The 19048-nt window shown below is 42.2% G+C and carries 19 protein-coding genes; 1 reads left to right on the top strand and 18 read right to left on the bottom strand.

The features are described from left to right. Positions 1-84: 84 nt before the first annotated feature. The 6 genes from cccA to ccpN form a co-directional block, all read right to left on the bottom strand. Positions 85-459, bottom strand: coding sequence for a cytochrome c550 (cccA, locus tag H4683_RS03985; RefSeq protein ID WP_192597545.1), 375 nt, complete (start codon positions 457-459; stop codon positions 85-87). Positions 460-597: 138 nt separating this feature from the next. Next, entirely contained in the window at positions 598-1737 is a 1140-nt protein-coding gene (locus H4683_RS03980; protein WP_192597544.1) for an acyl-CoA dehydrogenase family protein, read from the bottom strand. Between the two features lie 308 nt (positions 1738-2045). After that, positions 2046-3170, bottom strand: a complete 1125-nt coding sequence (gene rpoD / locus H4683_RS03975; protein WP_192597543.1) for an RNA polymerase sigma factor RpoD — start codon at positions 3168-3170, stop codon at positions 2046-2048. A 34-nt stretch (positions 3171-3204) separates the two neighbouring features. Next, complete coding sequence (dnaG, locus tag H4683_RS03970) at positions 3205-5019, bottom strand: DNA primase (RefSeq protein ID WP_192597542.1); 1815 nt, start codon at positions 5017-5019, stop codon at positions 3205-3207. 217 nt (positions 5020-5236) lie between these two features. Continuing rightward, the gene (locus H4683_RS03965) at positions 5237-6052 is read right to left on the bottom strand and encodes a pyruvate, water dikinase regulatory protein (protein WP_192597541.1); all 816 of its coding nucleotides are present in this window, start codon (positions 6050-6052) and stop codon (positions 5237-5239) included. A gap of 10 nt (positions 6053-6062) precedes the next feature. After that, the gene (ccpN, locus tag H4683_RS03960) at positions 6063-6692 is read right to left on the bottom strand and encodes a transcriptional regulator CcpN (protein WP_192597540.1); all 630 of its coding nucleotides are present in this window, start codon (positions 6690-6692) and stop codon (positions 6063-6065) included. Positions 6693-7018: 326 nt separating this feature from the next. On the opposite strand from ccpN, the gene H4683_RS03955 reads away from it, so the two are divergent. Beyond that, positions 7019-8389 (top strand): glycine--tRNA ligase, encoded by a 1371-nt coding sequence (locus H4683_RS03955; RefSeq protein WP_192597539.1) that lies wholly within the window; start codon positions 7019-7021, stop codon positions 8387-8389. 24 nt (positions 8390-8413) lie between these two features. Here the strand turns inward: H4683_RS03955 and recO are convergent, their stop codons facing one another. The 12 genes from recO to H4683_RS03895 form a co-directional block, all read right to left on the bottom strand. Further along, positions 8414-9199, bottom strand: coding sequence for a DNA repair protein RecO (recO, locus tag H4683_RS03950; RefSeq protein WP_192597538.1), 786 nt, complete (start codon positions 9197-9199; stop codon positions 8414-8416). A 118-nt stretch (positions 9200-9317) separates the two neighbouring features. Next, positions 9318-10232 (bottom strand): GTPase Era, encoded by a 915-nt coding sequence (gene era / locus H4683_RS03945; protein ID WP_192597537.1) that lies wholly within the window; start codon positions 10230-10232, stop codon positions 9318-9320. Further along, positions 10229-10627, bottom strand: a complete 399-nt coding sequence (locus H4683_RS03940) for a cytidine deaminase (RefSeq protein ID WP_192597536.1) — start codon at positions 10625-10627, stop codon at positions 10229-10231. Before H4683_RS03940 ends, era begins: the two co-directional genes overlap by 4 nt. A gap of 17 nt (positions 10628-10644) precedes the next feature. Next, a complete protein-coding gene (locus H4683_RS03935; protein ID WP_192597535.1) occupies positions 10645-10995 on the bottom strand; it encodes a diacylglycerol kinase family protein in 351 nt (116 codons plus the stop codon). A gap of 7 nt (positions 10996-11002) precedes the next feature. Beyond that, positions 11003-11473, bottom strand: coding sequence for an rRNA maturation RNase YbeY (gene ybeY / locus H4683_RS03930; RefSeq protein WP_192597534.1), 471 nt, complete (start codon positions 11471-11473; stop codon positions 11003-11005). Positions 11474-11494: 21 nt separating this feature from the next. Beyond that, positions 11495-13621: an HD family phosphohydrolase gene (locus tag H4683_RS03925; RefSeq protein WP_192597533.1), complete on the bottom strand. Its 2127-nt coding sequence runs from the start codon at positions 13619-13621 to the stop codon at positions 11495-11497. Positions 13622-13692: 71 nt separating this feature from the next. Beyond that, the gene (locus tag H4683_RS03920; protein ID WP_420826540.1) at positions 13693-14640 is read right to left on the bottom strand and encodes a PhoH family protein; all 948 of its coding nucleotides are present in this window, start codon (positions 14638-14640) and stop codon (positions 13693-13695) included. 20 nt (positions 14641-14660) lie between these two features. Continuing rightward, entirely contained in the window at positions 14661-15770 is a 1110-nt protein-coding gene (locus tag H4683_RS03915) for a sporulation protein YqfD (protein WP_192597531.1), read from the bottom strand. Next, positions 15760-16017 carry a hypothetical protein gene (locus H4683_RS03910; RefSeq protein WP_192597530.1) on the bottom strand — a complete coding sequence of 86 codons (258 nt, stop codon included), beginning with the start codon at positions 16015-16017 and terminating at the stop codon, positions 15760-15762. Before H4683_RS03910 ends, H4683_RS03915 begins: the two co-directional genes overlap by 11 nt. Positions 16018-16067: 50 nt before the next feature. Beyond that, positions 16068-16547: a hypothetical protein gene (locus H4683_RS03905; RefSeq protein WP_192597529.1), complete on the bottom strand. Its 480-nt coding sequence runs from the start codon at positions 16545-16547 to the stop codon at positions 16068-16070. Between the two features lie 38 nt (positions 16548-16585). Further along, positions 16586-17599 carry a flotillin-like protein FloA gene (gene floA / locus H4683_RS03900; RefSeq protein ID WP_192597528.1) on the bottom strand — a complete coding sequence of 338 codons (1014 nt, stop codon included), beginning with the start codon at positions 17597-17599 and terminating at the stop codon, positions 16586-16588. Next, positions 17596-18942: an NfeD family protein gene (locus H4683_RS03895; RefSeq protein ID WP_192597527.1), complete on the bottom strand. Its 1347-nt coding sequence runs from the start codon at positions 18940-18942 to the stop codon at positions 17596-17598. Before H4683_RS03895 ends, floA begins: the two co-directional genes overlap by 4 nt. Positions 18943-19048: the final 106 nt, after the last annotated feature.

Below are 19048 nucleotides of genomic sequence, written 5' to 3'. Positions count from 1 at the left end.
TACTTCATTTTACACTTTAGGCAATAGAAAAAGCTATCAGTCTACAGAAATGTTCTGCTGACTGACAGCCTTTCTTCCAGCTGATTATTTAAGTGATAGGATATAGTCTGCCAACGCATCAAGCTCAACATCATCAGTAATGCCTTGTGGAGGCATATTACCTTGACCATTTTTGATGACGTTATGGATGTCCTCTTTAGAGAGACTAGTTCCAACTAACGAAGGAGCTGCGCCGCCCATGCCTCCTGTTAGGTCACCACCGTGACAACCGATACATTTACCTTGAGCAACTGCTTCAGCGTCAAAGTCTTCTACCGCTGCACCTTCTTCAGTTTTCCCATCTTCACTCTGATTAGCGATTTCCTTTTTTTGATCAAGTCCATAGAGGGACATGAAGAAAATAAGACCAATTCCTAACGCAAAAATCAGAATATAAGGTACTACAGGGTTTTTACTCATTAAATTACCCTCCTTCATAAGAATCTATTCTGTAATGGATACAGTTCACATTTATCATTGTACTGTATTCGATAGGAAACTGAAAGAGTTATCGATTAAATTTTCACCGTTTGTGACAATTTCGACAAAATTCAAATCCTAACAACCAATCAGCCTCGCAATGACCATGCGTTGGACTTCCGAGGTACCTTCACCGATTTCAAGAAGCTTAGCATCACGCATATAGCGTTCGACCTCATATTCTTTCATATAGCCATATCCGCCATGAATCTGGACGGCTTCATTTGCAACTTGCATTGCGATTTCCGAGGCATACAATTTACACATCGACGCTTCTTTTGAAAAAGGACGGCCCTGATCTTTTAGCCAAGCCGCTTTATGAACCATATTTCGTGCCAGTTCGATTTTCATCGCCATGTCCGCAAGTTTAAATTGTGTAATCTGAAACTCAGAAAGTGTCTTACCAAATTGTTTTCGTTCTTTAGAATAGCGAAGTGCACGATCGAAGGCAGCCTGTGCAATTCCGACTGCCATCGCCCCGATTCCAATGCGTCCTCCGTCAAGTGTCACAAGGAACTGACGGAACCCATTACCTTGTTCACCTAATAGATTCTCCCTCGGTACTCGGACGTTATCAAGTACTAGCTCTGTCGTATTTGAAGCGTTAAGGCCCATTTTCTCATATTTATCAAGTACTGTAAATCCTTCCGCGTCCGTCGGTACAATAATTGCACTGATTTCTTTTTTCCCGTTGTCATTGCCTGTGATTGCAGTAACGGCAAGATGTTTTGCGTAACTCGCATTTGTAATATATACTTTTGAACCATTTAGAACGAAATCATCACCATCTATTTTCGCGGTCGTCTGCGTCCCCCCCGCATCCGATCCAGCATTCGGTTCTGTTAATCCGAATGCGCCGAAAGACTCCCCAGTACAAATCGGCGTTAAGTATTTATGTTTCTGTTCTTCCGTACCGAACAGATTGATAGGCGCTCCCCCTAATGAAATATGTGCCGAGTATGTGATACCAGTTGATGCGCACGCACGGCTAAGCTCTTCCGTAACGATTGCAAAGCTTATGGTGTCTGCTCCAGCTCCACCATACTCTTCTGAAAAAGGTAACCCCATCATTCCCATTTCAGAAAGCTGCTTGAAGATTTCCAGTGGGAACTCTTTCGTTCTGTCACGGTCGATAGCTCCCGGTGCAACTACCTCATCCGAAAATTCCTTAATCATTTTTCTAATCATCTGTTGTTCTTCTGTTAAATCAAAATTCACATCTTCATCCCCTTTGCTGTAAACGCTTGCAGATTCAATTATAACGAATCATTGAGTGCTTTCATAATAAAATTTGAAAAATAAATATAGAAAGCAATCACTATATAAGTTGAACGAAAGATCATCGGCCTATTTATACTTGAATAGTTGAAAAAAACGCGTCAAACAAGTATATGTAGAATTAATAAAAGTATAAAACTTAAATTTAACTTATATAAAGGAATATATTATTCATTTATACGAATAAATCCACTTCTTAAATATATATATATAAAAAACATCGGCAAGTTACTTTGCCGATGCACGTATCACTCAAGAAAATCTTTGAGCCTCTTACTTCTTGATGGATGACGAAGTTTCCGAAGTGCTTTTGCTTCAATTTGACGGATTCGTTCACGAGTAACGCCAAATACTTTCCCAACTTCTTCAAGTGTCCTTGTACGACCATCATCTAGCCCAAACCGTAAACGGAGGACATTTTCTTCGCGGTCCGTCAATGTATCAAGTACATCTTCAAGTTGTTCTTTCAACAATTCATATGCCGCATGATCAGAAGGTGATTGGGCTTCAGAATCTTCGATAAAGTCGCCGAGATGGGAATCATCTTCTTCTCCTATTGGCGTTTCCAGGGATACAGGTTCTTGAGCAATTTTCAATATCTCCCGTACTTTTTCAGCAGTTAAATCCATTTCTTCCCCAATTTCCTCTGGGGATGGCTCCCGTCCAAGATCCTGCAACAGTTGACGTTGAACTCGAATTAATTTATTAATCGTTTCAACCATGTGAACCGGAATGCGGATGGTACGTGCCTGATCCGCGATTGCTCGTGTAATTGCTTGACGAATCCACCAAGTGGCATACGTACTGAACTTGAACCCTTTTGTATGATCGAATTTCTCTACCGCTTTTATGAGGCCCATATTCCCTTCTTGGATTAAATCAAGGAAAAGCATGCCTCGTCCAACGTATCTTTTGGCAATACTGACAACAAGACGGAGGTTTGCTTCCGCAAGTCGTTTTTTTGCCTCTTCGTCCCCATCCAGAATACGGATTGCGAGTTCGACTTCTTCGACACCAGTTAATAAATCGACCCGACCGATTTCTTTCAAATACATACGTACCGGATCGTTGATTTTAACACCCGGTGGGACACTTAAATCATTTAAATCGAACTGTGACTCTTCTGGAGCAGCTTTGACACCTTCTTCTACTGTTTCCTCATCAGATTTTCGGTCCATTTCAATTCCTTGCGCCTCAATTTGATCAAGGAACTCCTCAAATTGCTCAGGTTCCATTTCAAATACGGATAACTTTTCAGTTACTTCATCAAGCGTCAGTTCACCTGATTTCTTTCCGGCTTCCAACAGGTTTGCCTTTGCATCTTCAATTGTCATTTCAACTTCCATATCTCCAGTTAGTTCTTTTTTAGTCATCTTACCCGTTCCTCCTTAGTACACCGGAATAAGCCTACAAGGCCGTCAATGATTTCCGGAGCTGTATAATTTCCCTGGCCAGCTCCAGCGCCCGGGCATAATCTTTACTCTTTTCTGCTTCTTTCGATTCATGCATTTTCGTCTGGATTGTCAGACCAATCCGATATCTCTCCAAATGACTGATACAGTCATTAATTTCTTCTTCCGCATGTTCAGGATCTCGTTCAACCATTGCGGCATCGAGAACGATTTTTCTCAGTTCACGATCCTCCAATGATTCTGCAAATCTGTGGAAATCAGGCGTCTCATATTGTTCGTAAAATCCGGCAAGTCTTACAAAAATCGCAACGTAGTCATCACGAACGAACAGATTGTGCTTGTCCTCACGCAATCGATCAAAAAGTGCTCCATCATTCATCAAATGATAAAGCAGTAACCTCTCTGCTCGTTCGGCTCCTGTTTTCTTTCGTGGTACACCCGTATTTAGAGGGTAAAATGAACCTTCTTGAAGCGGTGCGGCTTTCGCCCTTTTTGCCTGTTGTCCGGCCATTTTTATAAATTGTTGATGAATCGCATCGACAGACACGTTCGTTTCAGTTGATAGTTGCCGAACATATAAATCTCGTTCTACAGGTGATGAACGGAGTGTCAATTCCTCCAGTACTTCATGAATATATTGCAACACATCGTTTTCATAAGATAAGTTCTTAAAGCGCTTCGCATAGGCCATAATGAATGACATGAACGAATGTGGATTGTCGATAATTTTCTCACGGAAAGCATCACCGCCATATTCAGCGATATAGTCATCTGGGTCCATACTCCCTGGTAACAGGGCGATTTGAACCTCCATCCCTTTTTTAGAAATCAGATGAGCAAAACGTTTCGCTGCCTCCCAGCCAGCATCGTCGCCATCACAACAAATGATGATGTCTTTAGCGATTCTTTTCAATTTAACAAGATGCGTATCAGACAAAGATGTTCCCATCACTGCAACGCTATTCGTCACTCCGACACGGTCTGCTGCTATTGTGTCCATAAAACCTTCAAACAGTATTACTTTACCCGTTTTTCGCACGTTAAGACGTGCATTGTTAAAATTGTATAGAATTTGGCTTTTTTCAAAGATTGGAGTTTCAGGACTGTTAAGGTATTTTGCTTCCTGTTTCCCCCCGGATAAGATACGTCCTGAAAATGCTATAACGTTGCCATTATCATCACGAAGTGGGAACATGATACGTCCACGGAATCGATCGAAATAACCTGTGCCATCATCTTTCATGATGCAAAGCCCTGCACGCTCCATGTCTTTCATATCGTAGCTTTTTCGTTTCAAGAGAGCTGTTAATGCCTCCCTATCATTCAATGACCATCCGATACCATATTTTTCGATACTCTCTCTTGTAAACCCTCTTTTTTCTAAATATTGTAGTGCTTCTTCACCTTCCACAGTGTTTAGTAATAAATGACTGTAAAAATTTGCAGCAAGAGCATGTGCCTCAATCATATGCTTAAACGCATTGTGAATTTTTCCGCCAACGCCTTCACTTATGGTGGTATCAATTTCGACACCTGTTCTTTCTGCGAGTTTGACAACTGCTTCAGTGAACGGACTATTTTCAATATCCATTATGAATGTGATTGCATTACCGCTAGCACCGCATCCGAAACAATGGAATAGCTGCTTGTCTTCTGATACTGAAAAAGAGGGTGTGCTTTCACCATGGAATGGACAAAGACCGAACCAATTCTTTCCTCTTTTGGTCAATTGGACATATTCGCCTATCAAATCGACAATATCTGTCTTTGTACGGACAGCTTCGATTGTCTCTTCCGGTATTCTCGTCATCCTATCACCATTTTCCACTATGACTACTTCAATTCTAGATACTTTTCGGAAATCCTGCTTTTTCGACAAATTTTTTATAAATAATCCCCGAATCTTTCATTTTACACGATTTTCTACTTTTTTCTACAAATTTAGCATCAACAATTCGAAAAAACTTTTACTATCATGCGTAAAAGAAGAACCTACTTGTCAACGACAGCGGTCCCTCCTGCAACTCTTATTTATATCGATTTGAAATCTCGCTTAGGATAACATTTGCCGTCTCCTCGACAGCACGGTTTGTCACATCAATTATGGTACAGCCGATTTTCGAAACCACTTTCTTGAAATGACTTATCTCATCTTCGATCCGAGCGACTTTTGCATAACTTGCATCATCCTTCAAACCTAGAGTAAGTAACCTTTCACGCCGAATCGAATTCAATTTTCCCGGCGAAATTACAAGGCCAAAACATTTATTTGGGTCAATCATATAAAGTTCTTCCGGAGGATCCACTTCAGGTACGAGTGGCACATTCGCCACCTTATATCTTTTATGTGCAAGGTATTGAGATAATGGTGTTTTTGAAGTTCTTGAAATACCTACAAGAACGATATCTGCTTTTAAAACACCACGCGGATCTCTTCCGTCATCGTATTTAACAGCAAATTCGATTGCTTCGATTTTCCTGAAGTAATCATCATCCAATTGCCTTACAAGTCCCGGTTCTTCAAGCGGCTCTTCGTTTAACACGGTCCCGATTTTATCTACAATTGGACCCATTAAATCAATGCATTGAATGGTATTGATAGCGCATTCTTCTTTGATTTTCTTTCGCATATCACTTTTCACAAGCGTATAAATGATAATTGCGTCTTGTCGTTTTGCTAAAAACACAATTTCCTCAAGTTGGGACTCTTCTTCGACATGTGAAAATCTTTTCATAGAAACCGTTTTAAGTTCTTGCCGGAATTGACTTGCAGCAGCTTTCGCAACAAGGTCAGCCGTTTCACCGATAGAGTCAGAAACGATGAATAATGTTAACTTTTTCATAGAATTCTCCTCATAATTCGTGGTCATCTGAAAGTGAAAGAAAAGCTGCCGTAATATTTGTCTTCGTAATCCTTCCGACAACTTCGAAGCCTTCCTCGTTGCCTACTACGACAGGAAGTGAATCAATCTGTTTTTCTATCATTTTTTTCGCCGCCTGTAATAATGTATCCTGTTTTTCACAATAAGTGATATTTGGCATCCGCGTCATAATGACATGGACTGGAATTTTATCCAACTCGGTATTGCCGATACTAGTCCGTAATAAGTCTTTTCTTGAAAGAACCCCAGTAAGTAGCGAGGAGTTGTTGACAACGAAAAGAGTGCCGACATCTTCAAGGAACATATGGCAAATCGCGTCATAGACCGAGACATTTTCAGCGACTACGACCGGGATTGACTGAAAATCACGTACTTTCATGCCAATCATACTGTCAGTAACTGATTGGACAGGTTTCTTTCCTGAATAGAAATAGCCGACACGTGGTCTTGCATCCAAAAATCCCGCCATCGTCAAAATTGCTAGGTCAGGTCTAATCGTAGCCCTTGCAAGATGAAGCCGTTCTGCAATCTGTTCACCTGTTATTGGCCCGTCCGCTTTAACGATTTCAAGAATTTCTGTCTGTCGCTTATTCAGTTCCATTTATGTCACCGCCCTAAGCGTTCAATTCTAGCTACTCGATTATTATATACGAAGATGGGCACTATTGCGAAGAAAGCGGAACCATGCTACACTAAAAATGAATTGAATAGGCAAAGACGGGTCAATAAGTAATGTCGAAATATAGCGAACGAGGATAGTGAAAGCTCGTATAGACATGAAACGGAAACCTTGAGCCATTGTACTATGAAGCGGGCTGTGTCTATTATCAGCCAAACGAGGTGGAACCGCGGGGGCATCATGCACTCGTCCTCGGACTATATGTCCGGGGATGGGTGCTTATTTTATTTGGAGGGGTTGATTTTTCTATGGAAAAGGTTGTTAACTTAGCAAAACAGAGAGGATTTGTTTTCCCAGGTTCCGAAATTTATGGAGGACTTGCAAATACTTGGGATTACGGTCCACTCGGCATTGAATTGAAAAATAATATAAAACAAGCTTGGAGACAGAAATTCATTCAAGAATCGCCTTATAACGTCGGCCTTGACGCAGCAATACTTATGAATCCTAAAGTATGGCAAGCTTCTGGTCACATCGGGAACTTTAATGATCCGATGATTGACTGCAAAAAATGTAAGACGCGTCACCGTGCCGATAAACTGATTGAGGATGCACTTGAAACAAAAGGTATTGAATTGATTGTTGATGGGTTATCGTTCGAAAAAATGCTACAATTAATCAATGAGCATACCATTGTCTGTCCAAGTTGCGGTGCTATGGATTATTCGGACATCCGGCAGTTTAACTTGATGTTCAAAACTTCACAAGGCGTGACGGATGCATCATCGAACGATATCTATCTGCGACCTGAAACAGCACAAGGTATCTTCGTTAACTTCAGAAATGTCCAACGTTCCATGAGAAAGAAAATGCCTTTTGGAATCGCACAAATCGGAAAAAGCTTCCGAAATGAAATCACCCCAGGTAACTTTACATTCCGTACACGTGAATTTGAGCAAATGGAACTTGAGTTCTTCTGCAAACCTGGTGAAGATATGGAATGGTACGCTTTCTGGCGTGACTTTTCAAAACAATGGTTACTGAAACTAGGCTTGACTGAAGCAAATATGCGCTTACGGGAACATGATGAAGACGAACTTTCACATTACTCGAAAGGAACCGTAGATATCGAATATAAATTCCCATTTGGATGGGGTGAATTATGGGGCATCGCGAATCGGACCGATTTTGACTTGAAACGCCATATGGAACACTCAGGTGAAGATTTCCATTACCAAGACCCAATCACAAATGAAAAATTTGTACCCTATTGTATTGAACCATCACTCGGTGCCGACCGTGTGACGCTTGCATTCCTTTGTGATGCATACGATGAAGAAGAACTTGAAAACGACGACAAACGAACGGTTCTCCGTTTCCACCCTGCTATCGCACCAGTCAAAGCAGCTGTTCTTCCTTTATCCAAGAAATTGGCTGAAGGTGCGGATGAAGTCTACGCGGAACTCCGCAAGCATTTCGTCGTCCAGTACGATGATGCACAATCAATCGGTAGACGTTACCGCCGTCAAGATGAAATTGGAACGCCATTCTGTATCACATACGATTTCGATTCCGAAGAAGATCGTCAAGTAACAGTCAGACACCGTGATTCGATGGAACAAGCACGTATGCCGATTACAGACGTGAAGGATTATATTGCGAAACATCTCGAATTCTAACATAAAAAACCGGTGGTAGAAGGCTTAATCGCCTTCTACCACCGGTTTTTCTTTTTTCGGTAGTAATTCTGGTGTCGATTCGAGTTGATCGAGAAAGGATCTTGATTTCAATCGAAGCCCTACTTGTTCATCATAAATAGTTCGTACAATTTTTTTCATGAATTGCTTTGTTGTCATTTTTAAGGTTAAGTTACCAATACTGCTAATGGGAACAGTGTAAAATGTCCGAATTAGTTTCAATTGGGTTGGAGATAACCGAACTAAATACCTGTCCATATGGAAGCAACGGTGACACAGGAACCCAATTTCCTTAAAGGAAAACGCGAACTCCCCTTCCGCCGCCCCGCAATTTGCACATTGATGAAGAATGGGGTGAATCCCCGCGACCGGCAACATCTTCCACTCAACAAACAACGAAATTGCTTCGGGGTCATACTGCTCATTAATGGCGTGTAAGGCGTCATACAACAATCCGTAAAGTCCGTGACCCTGCTTATTATCTTCCGTTAGGCGATCAATAAGCTCCACGATATAACTTGCATAAGCCGTCGCTTCCAAATCTTCGCGAATATGCCGCATCGAATCAATCTGCTCTCCCTGATCAAGCGTACCCATTCCTCTTCCAGTACGAATTAAAAAAGATCCATGTGTAAATGTTTGAGTTATTGCCGCCAATCGACTAGCAGGTTTCTTTGCACCACGCGCCATAGCAGTCAACTTTCCCGCTTCCTTGGTAAAAAGAGTGACAATCTTATGCGTTTCCCCATAAGGAATACTCCTTAAGACAATTCCCTCCCATTTATTCAACAAGGCGATCACCTCCGGGCCCACATGATAAGGATCATACGGCGATTGCTATAAAGTGAAACTTTCAATCTGTGGGCGGTCTTACTGCCCGTCAATGTGGGATTGGATACACACACATTGATCAGTACTCGTCTTCCCTAAAACCGAATTCCTTCAACTGGCCAGGTTTGTTGCGCCAATCTTTTTGCACTTTCACCCAAAGTTCAAGAAATACCTTCGAACCAAGCAGCATTTCAATATCGTATCTCGCTTTTGTTCCGATTTCCTTCAGCAACGCGCCTTTCTTACCGATAACGATACCTTTCTGGGAGTCCCTATCCACAATAATTGTCGCCATGACGTTCACCATATTACGAGAATCTTCACGATCAATCTTTTCGATGACAACTGCAACGGAATGTGGAATTTCTTCCCGCGTCAAATGTAAAACTTTTTCTCGAATTAATTCGGAAATGATAAAACGCTCAGGATGATCCGTCACTTGATCGTCCGGATAGTATTTTGGTCCTTCAGGCAAATACTTAGTCAACGTTTCCATTAGACGCTCAACGTTATTTCCGTTGATGGCGGATATCGGAACAATTTCTGCAAAATTATATTCTGAAGTATACGTTGTGATAATTTTGAAAAGATCATCCGGATGGACCAAATCAATCTTATTTATAACTAGGAATACAGGCGTCTCCGTATTTTCAAGCATGTCGATAACGAAACGGTCGCCGCGCCCAATCGGCTCATCCGCATTCACCATGAACATGATGACATCGACTTCCTTCAATGTGTTCCGCGCCGTTTTCACCATAAAATCACCGAGCTTATGCTTTGGCTTATGTATGCCTGGCGTATCAATGAAAATGAGTTGAGACTCCTCTGACGTGACCACACCTTGCACTTTGTTACGAGTCGTTTGTGGTTTGTCACTCATGATGGCGATTTTTTGGCCGACAACATGGTTCAAGAATGTTGATTTACCTACATTTGGACGTCCGATGATGGAGATGAATCCTGATTTGAACGCATCATTATTTTGCTTCATAGCTTAAGGTCCTCCTTCGAAAACGCACCTGGTAGCAATTCAGCTACCGTTGTTTCAAGCACGTCTCCCTTCAAGTTGGTCAAATATACTGGCATCGAGCCATCGCAAAACTCCGCAATCACTTGCCTACAAGCGCCACAAGGGGAAATGGGACCATTTGTATCACCTACAACTGCAAGTGCCTTGAATGTATAGACACCTTCCGAGATTGCTTTGAAAAATGCGGTACGTTCCGCACAATTTGTCATGCTGTAAGCCGAGTTCTCAATATTGCACCCATGGTAGACTGTTCCATCCTCAGACAGCAGAGCTGCACCCACCGAGAACTTCGAGTACGGGACATACGCTTTCTCCCGCGCTATTTTCGATTCATTCATTAACTTATCCATTTCCATAAAAACACCTCTTCAAATTAATTAAACCATTTTGGAACAAATAGTATGAGTCCTATTACCGCACTTACAATTGCATAAATAAGTACTGCGCCCGCCGCAAGGTCTTTCGCTTGTTTGGCGAGCGGTCGCTGTTCGGTAGTCGTCAGATCAACAACCCGTTCCACCGCGGAATTCATCATTTCAAGCGACAACATCCCACCGATCAGGATGATAATGATAAACCATTCTATACTCGACAGTCCAGTTAATAGGCCAGCTAGAACCACAATGATTGTTGCCAGTAAATGAAATTTGAAATTCCGCTCATTTTTCAAAGCGTGAACTATACCGCTCCATGCATAACTGAATGCCTTAAAAAACGTATACATAGGCGAATCACCTCTCAAGTCCAAAGGAAGCAAGTATCTCCTTCTGTCTGCCGAACATCTTCACTTCATCTTCCTCGGTCATATGATCATAGCCAAGAAGATGTAGGAAACCGTGTAGGGAGAGAAATCCAATTTCCCGCTTAAAATCGTGACCATATTCCGCAGCTTGCCTGTTTGCTGTATCTACTGAAATGATGATGTCTCCTAAAACAGTCGGCATGCCTACTTCCGCAACAATTGCCACTTCCCCTTCCGTCATCTCCTCCAATGCAAATGAGATAACATCCGTCGGTACATCTTTGCCACGATACTGCGCGTTTACTTCCTGGATCTCCGAATCCGTCATGAATGTGATGGACACTTCCAGATCACCGTCTAGTGCTTCTTCCTTTGCGGTATGATTCAATAATTCGCGGATCATTTCCTCTATCTTTCCATTAACACTAGCCGTTTCATCATCAAAATAGATTTCAAGCAATTTCAGCAACTCCTTACACACTTAGTCCGGATACTCAATCCGATTATGGAATGTTCCATTTAATGTTTCACAGAACACTTTTTCCGCTGCTTTTAATTCTTTCATCGAGAGGTCGCATTCGTCGAATTGACCGTCATTCAATTTATCATTAATAATTGCCCGAACCAGTTTGGCAATTTTTTCGGGCGTTGGCTCCTTCATAGAACGTACTGCAGCTTCAACACTATCCGCAACTAAAATGATGGCAATTTCCTTTGTCTGAGGCTTAGGTCCAGCATAGCGGAAATCATCTTCGTTGACATCTCCTTCAGATTCCTTCGCTTTCACATAGAAATACTTCAGCAAAGTTGTTCCATGATGTTGTTTTGCGATATCTATGATTTCCGATGGCATCTTATGCTTCTCAAGAATTTTCACACCATCTTCGACATGGGCAATAATGATATCACGACTCTTTATAGGTGACAATGAATCATGCGGATTTTGTCCGGCATGCTGGTTCTCGATGAAAAATCCAGCCCTCTGCGTTTTGCCAATATCATGGTAATAACTCCCAACTCTTGCAAGCAATCCATGAGCACCAATTACCTCACATGCCGCATCTGAAAGGTTTGCAACCATAACACTATGATGGTACGTACCTGGCGTTTCAATCAACACTTTTTTTAATAATGGATGATTTGGATTTGATAATTCAATAAGCCTCATATCTGATAGTAATCCGAAAGCTGATTCAAAAAATGGCATGAGGCCAATTGTTAATGCTCCCGACAAAATACCGGATGTAATTGCTGCAATCAGATAAAAAGCCAATTCCGATAAATCATAGGAAGACTGTGTCATAAGCAAGTAAAACGCTATGAACAGCATATTTGAAACAGAGACGCCTACACTCGTCCGTAAAATGCTCGAACGTTTACCGCCATTTCCAAGTAAATAAAGGCTCACGATACCCCCAAATAAGATGTACAACGCTACTTCCATTTGAATAATCGCCGCATACCCTTCCTGTAACATAACCCCCGCTGTCGCAGCCGTGATAATCGTTATCATGAGAGCTAGACGTTCATTGGTCAATAACTTCACGAGCATCGGTGCGAGAGCTGTCGGAAACAGAAAGGCTAATAGCACATCAAAATCTTTTTCGATAACGGACAGCAATTTCATTAAGATGACAAGAAGGAAGAAAATAGTTAGAACGATAAGTAAAGCCTTTTTCTTCACAGTTCCACTTTCCTGCCAAGTGCTAAAATGCATGAAAATGATAGATGATATGAATAGGACGAATAAGCTCAGACCCGCAATCGGCTTTACTGGTAACTTATTTGTCAACAACCCTGTCAGTTCCAACTGCCTATATACATCTCGGTCAATCATCTGCCCTTCTCGGACGATGACTTGCCCCTGCAAGATACGCGTAGGCTCGACGGACTCCCTTGCTTGTTCGATTCTCACCTTTGTAAGGCTGTCATTCACCTTTTCAGTCTCTACAACCAAGGATCGGCCTAGCGTAAGCACAGACTGCAGGACGGATTGCGGAATCGAATCCGACAGGCGAATTTTACGTTCCACTTCATACCTGCTAGACGATAGATCCGCAGCTCTAATCGGTTTAGACAACTCTACACCCATAATCGAAACCAGTACTTGCTTGATGTTCAAAAGGACATCTTTCTCAAGTGATAAAAGGTTGGAAAGTGCTTCGTCACTTAGACGAAGACCCGGCTCCTCCTCTTCAAGTCCTGCCAGTTTTTTTCGCATTTCAGCCACTTGCTCCTTACGTAACAAAGCAAGCTCGTCAGATTCATCCTTAGTTTTCTTTTCCGAACTTTTCACTTCAGCAAGGATATCGAACAAGGATGCCGCAATCGCTTGTCTGTTTTTTTCAACTTCCTCAGAGAATTGGTAGACTGGACCGACTTCTAGTGCAGCCCTCTCTCTTTCCTGTTCGGTTTTCACGGTGTCTTCAACCGTTTTTAGTGAGCGTATGGTATCAGGTGAGATTTGAAGCGACTTCAATTCATACGTTTCTTTTTTTATGCTCCCATACATAAGCGAAAAAAGAAGGATTGTAGACAATCCAATCAAAAATAAGGCAAGGTAATTAAATTTCAGTGATTTAATCAGTTTCCAAAATGGCTGCAACATTGAAATATGCCCCCCATCTCTTTTTCTCTTTTAGAACGGTTGCAAATACATTTAGTCAATGAACAGTCAATTTAAGATGACTGCTCCTCCTGTTCGTAAGCTTCAATAATCTTTGCAACGAGCGGGTGGCGGACAACATCACCTTGTTCCAGGTATTGGAAGCAAATATCGCTAACCTTGTTCAATGTGGTTTCTATCGCAATTAAACCCGATGCAATTCCTTTTGGTAAATCAATTTGTGTCTTATCACCCGTAATGACCATTTTAGACCCAAAGCCTAGTCGAGTTAAAAACATTTTCATCTGCGCCTTCGTCGTGTTCTGAGCCTCATCGAGAATGACGAAAGCATCATCAAGCGTGCGTCCCCTCATATACGCAAGAGGAGCGATTTCAATGACGCCTCTCTCCATAAGTCGTTCTGTCTGTTCTACTCCGAGAACATCATGAAGAGCATCGTATAATGGACGCAAGTAAGGATCAACCTTTTCCTTTAGATCACCTGGAAGGAATCCCAGACTCTCTCCAGCCTCAACTGCTGGACGTGTGAGAACGATTCGTTTCGCAGAACCGTTCTTCATCGCCTGTACAGCAAGGACAACTGCCAAATAGGTCTTTCCTGTACCCGCTGGGCCGATACAGAAAACGAGATCCTTCGTACGAATTGCATGGACATATTCCCGCTGACCAATCGTCTTTGCACGAATTGCTTTCCCTTTTGTATTTCTAGCAATTTCGACGTCATACAGTTCGGAAAAATAGTCAATTGTGCCGCTTTTCACCATCTCAATAGCGGTCGAGACATCGCGTTGGTTGATGTTAATACCTTTACGTATCACTTTTAGCAATTGCTCCAAAAGAAGTTTAGCGGAATTTCTATTTTCTTCTTCACCACTAAGCGAAATAGTTTCGCCTCTTGTCAAAATTGTAATGTCTAGTTCGTCTTCAATCAATTTCATGTTTTGATCGGAAATCCCAAGAAGCATGATTGCCTCGTTTGGGTTTTCAATTTGCAGTTGCATCAATTGTTCATCCAATAGTTTCAGTCTCCTTGGGGTATCGGTCTTTTGATAGCAATATCATCATTGATGAGAAACAATATAGTCCCACTAACTTTATCATTATCGTATGTTACGTGCAAAATTTGTTCATCTCGAATAATTGCTTTTGAAAAAGTTTCTGACAATAGTTTGTATTTTAATAGTGGAATTAGAGTGGTCTGTTCCATCCCTTCCGCTAATTCAAACTGCCCTGCTATTTCTTTCACATGTCGTTCCGAAGTGATAAGAGGCCACGGTAACCACTCTTTTTCATTGTTGTTTTTTGATTTTTCATTATTCCTCTGCCAAGGAGGATGGAAAGTGTACGCCACGATTTCTTCGCCTTGTGTTTGAAAATTAATTTTTTTCGGCAAGTTGAACGCATATTCAATCCAATAATCCGCGTAAACCGATCCGTCCGCCCCAACAACCGCAGTTTTATCGCCTTGCTCTAAGGTGCCAGTAGCAAGCACGTCTCCCTCTTTCACTGTTTGATGAACACGGCTAACCCGTTCCCCCTTTTCCAACTCGAAACGAGTTATGACACCTCCTGTACGCGCCACCAGGTCAGATGGAGGGCCATCAACTTTAGTAGTATTCGTAGATGGTGGAGACAGCATAGGGATGATTGTAAGCGTTGCCCCCACCCTTCTGATTCTAACCCAAGACAAAGCGGGCTCATCAAGCATGAGATCACGCCGGATTTCTCCTTCATCTGGAATGAAAGCAATGGGTTTGAATGGGATAATAGAGGACTTTTCAAGCTTTCCTTCAATCCTTTCAACGATTTCCGGCATATCTGATTCGACTTCTACGGTCCACAGGAAAAATGAAGCGATGAACGGGATAATACACGCTATTAAAAAACGGTAAGAGGAAAGAATCCCTCCTGCATTTTCTTCAGAACTGATAATCGTTATATTCGTCTTCAATCGATAACGTCTTCGGTGGCGGCGGATTTGGGCAACACCTTTCTTATCCGTTCTGAAATGTGCTACACCATCCATAATAGATATTGCTGTTATTTTCGTCCCTGTTACAGCAAGTTTAGAAAGAAATCCAGGAAGATCCCCTCCACCTGAAATCTTGATGCCATACCGTTTACCTATCATGGAATGCTCCATCTTGCTCACGTAGCTTCATGTTCAACGATGTAATGGACGTAAAAGTGAATACAGCCACTTCATCCGAAAGTGTATTCACTATCAAATCTTCTCCCGCCGCCTCAATAATGTACTCGCCACTTTTAATCACTACAGAATTAGGACCTAATTTCAGAAGTTCATAAGGACCATTAAGTTGTATTGAAGAATAATCTTCAATCATTATCGACGAACTCATAGAAAATAATTTTTTCAAAAAACAAACCCCCCTATCCATATCGTATGAAATGGACAGAGGGTCAATGATTATCGCTTTGATTTTGGTGGACCAAAAATTTCGGAGAAAACGATGCCTTTCAGCAGATCTTGTCTGTTTTTCGGTATCAAGTCGTGCGTATTAACGTTTGAAACCGGTTCACGTGATCCACCGTGAGTCGCAAGACGGCCACGATGTCGTTCCTTCGGTACCCGATCACGGTCGTTAATCGATGCCCTAACCGTATCTGTTCGTGCAGGTCTTGGTGCGGTAATTTCCGCTGGAGTTACCACTTGCGGCGTTTGCCTACTTGGTGGTTCACTCGTTTCAGGATGTAATTCTTTTTGCAATTCACGGTACATTTGTTTAGACATTTCTTTCAATTTTCTGACAGGATCATTCGATTCAGGATTTGTTGCCGTGAAAGGCTTGGGTTGTCCTTTTGGCGGGGCTTCTTTTTTCCCCTTCCCCCTGAATAACGTACCGACAATAATCATGATGATCAATGGAATGAGTTGTTCCATTCCCATTCACTTCATCCCCTTTCCGGGAATTGACTTCACAGATTTCAGTCTTTTTTATCGTCCGTCAAATGCTGATCTCCACCGACTTTGCTAATGGAGTCGCGCATTCCTGTATCGGCTTGGATATTTTTATAATTCATATAATCCATAACACCAATATTACCTGTGCGGAGAGCTTCAGCCATCGCAAGCGGAACTTCCGCTTCAGCGCTAACAACTTTCGCACGCATTTCTTCTACTTTCGCCTTCATTTCTTGTTCGCTTGCAACAGCCATCGCACGACGTTCTTCTGCTTTCGCTTGAGCGATGTTTTTATCAGCTTGTGCTTGTTCAGTTTGTAGTTCTGCTCCGATATTTTTGCCGATATCAACGTCAGCAATATCAATTGATAGAATTTCAAACGCCGTTCCAGAATCAAGTCCTTTTGCTAGGACAGTTTGGGAAATCATATCTGGATTCTCCAACACTTTCGCGTGATTGATAGAAGAACCGATTGTAGAGATAATCCCCTCACCAACACGTGCAACAATTGTTTCTTCACCAGCTCCCCCAACAAGGCGATCGATGTTTGCACGTACTGTAATACGTGCTTTCGCTTTCACTTCAATCCCATTCATCGCTACACCGGCAATAAACGGTGTTTCGATAACTTTCGGGTTAACGGACATTTGAACCGCTTCTAATACGTCACGTCCAGCAAGATCTATGGCCGCACCACGTTCGAATGTAAGTTCAATGTTTGCACGATGCGCAGCAATCAGGGCGTTGACAACACGGTCTACATTCCCACCTGCCAGGTAATGGCTTTCAAGCTGGTTAATCCCGATATCTAATCCAGCTTTATGTGCTTTGATGAGCGGATTGACAACTCGACTTGGGATAACGCGACGTAGACGCATACCGATTAGTGTAAAGATGCTCACCCGTACGCCCGCTGCCATAGCAGAAATCCATAGTGTTACAGGAACGAGTGTGAAAAATACTGACAAAATGAGTATTGCAACAAATGCAATTACAATGATTCCAATAGTGCCTCCTGCACCTAAAAGTTCATTCATGATTCAATTTCCCCCTTTTCTTCTGTTTCCCTGACTACAATCCGGGAACCTTCGACCTTCACAATCATAACACTTTTTCCTTTGTCGATGTAACTTCCTTCAGAAACAACATCGATTCGTTCCTTATCAAGTTCAATTGCGCCAGATGGTCTAAGTGGAGTGGACGTTTTGGCCATGCGACCAAGAAGTTCTACCCGATTCACATTGGAAACATAACCACTTTCCGTATCCGTTGTGTCCATCAAAACAACTTTGTTTAATAAATGTAATTTTTTTCCGAAAAACTTCATAATGATCACCATCCCTATAATGACGATAGCAACCGCGATAAGGACTGAAATCGCCATATACATCGGATTGCCGCCCGCCATAATGATACTACCAAAAATTGCGAGCGACCCTATGACTCCCGCTATACCGCCGGGCAAGAAGAACTCCGCAATAATTAAAACAACCCCGATGCCAAAAAGGATAATCGTCTCATAACCCGCAAGGCCCGCTACAAGATGCCCGTAGAAAAATAGCACCAATGCTGTAACACCCATTGAACCAGGAACACCAAATCCCGGTGAATACAATTCCAACACAAGTCCAAGTCCTGCAACCGATAAGAGAATTGGAACGACAATCGGATGTGTGACGAAGCGCGCGATACTCTCGGAGATTGTTTCAGTCGTAGAAACAACTTCGGCATTTTCATAACCTGTTTCTTTAAGTAGTTCTTTGAAAGATGTGACAGTCCCATCGCTATAGCGGACTTTTAAGGCCTCACTCGCAGTAAGCGTTAACAACTCACCTTTACCTAGCCCGTATTCTGGCAGTTCAGTCTCTCCGTTTGCCATTGCTTCTGCGTAGATGATTTTACGTCCGGAGGATTCGGCTGCATTTTTCATTGCTGCTATCCATGCACTCGTCGCTTTTTCTGCCGCCGCATTGCCTGAAGAGACAATCGCTGCCGCTGCACCGATTCGTCCACGAGGGGACATGTAAATTTTATCGGCATGTAAAGCAAGGAACGCGCCCGCAGAAAGTGCATCGTCGTTGATGTACGCAATAATCTTGATCTTTTGCGACGTCTCATCCATTAACTTTGCGATATCGCTCGCCGCATCGATAAATCCACCCGGTGTATTGATTTCGAGAAAAATCACTTCAGCTCCCGCATTTTCCGCTTCATCGAATGATCGCTTTAAAAAAGCATGAAGCCCTTTTTCAATCGTATCAATCATCGGAACACGATATATTTTATTCGCTGAAGCTCTAGTTTCAGTTTCAGCGAAAGGAAGCGCAGCCACCGAAACGAATAAAATGATAAGGAGTAGTCTACCAATCATTTTAGGCATTTGAATTTCACCTCTCTCTCTATCCACAATCAAGTATATCTCTTTATACGTTCCAAATGCGCGAAAGTTTCATTTCTATGAAAATTGTTTCATCCTTTTCATTTTG

Source organism: Sporosarcina limicola, from assembly GCF_014873855.1.
GTDB lineage: Bacteria > Bacillota > Bacilli > Bacillales_A > Planococcaceae > Sporosarcina > Sporosarcina limicola.
This window is presented reverse-complemented; position numbering and strand designations above follow the sequence as displayed.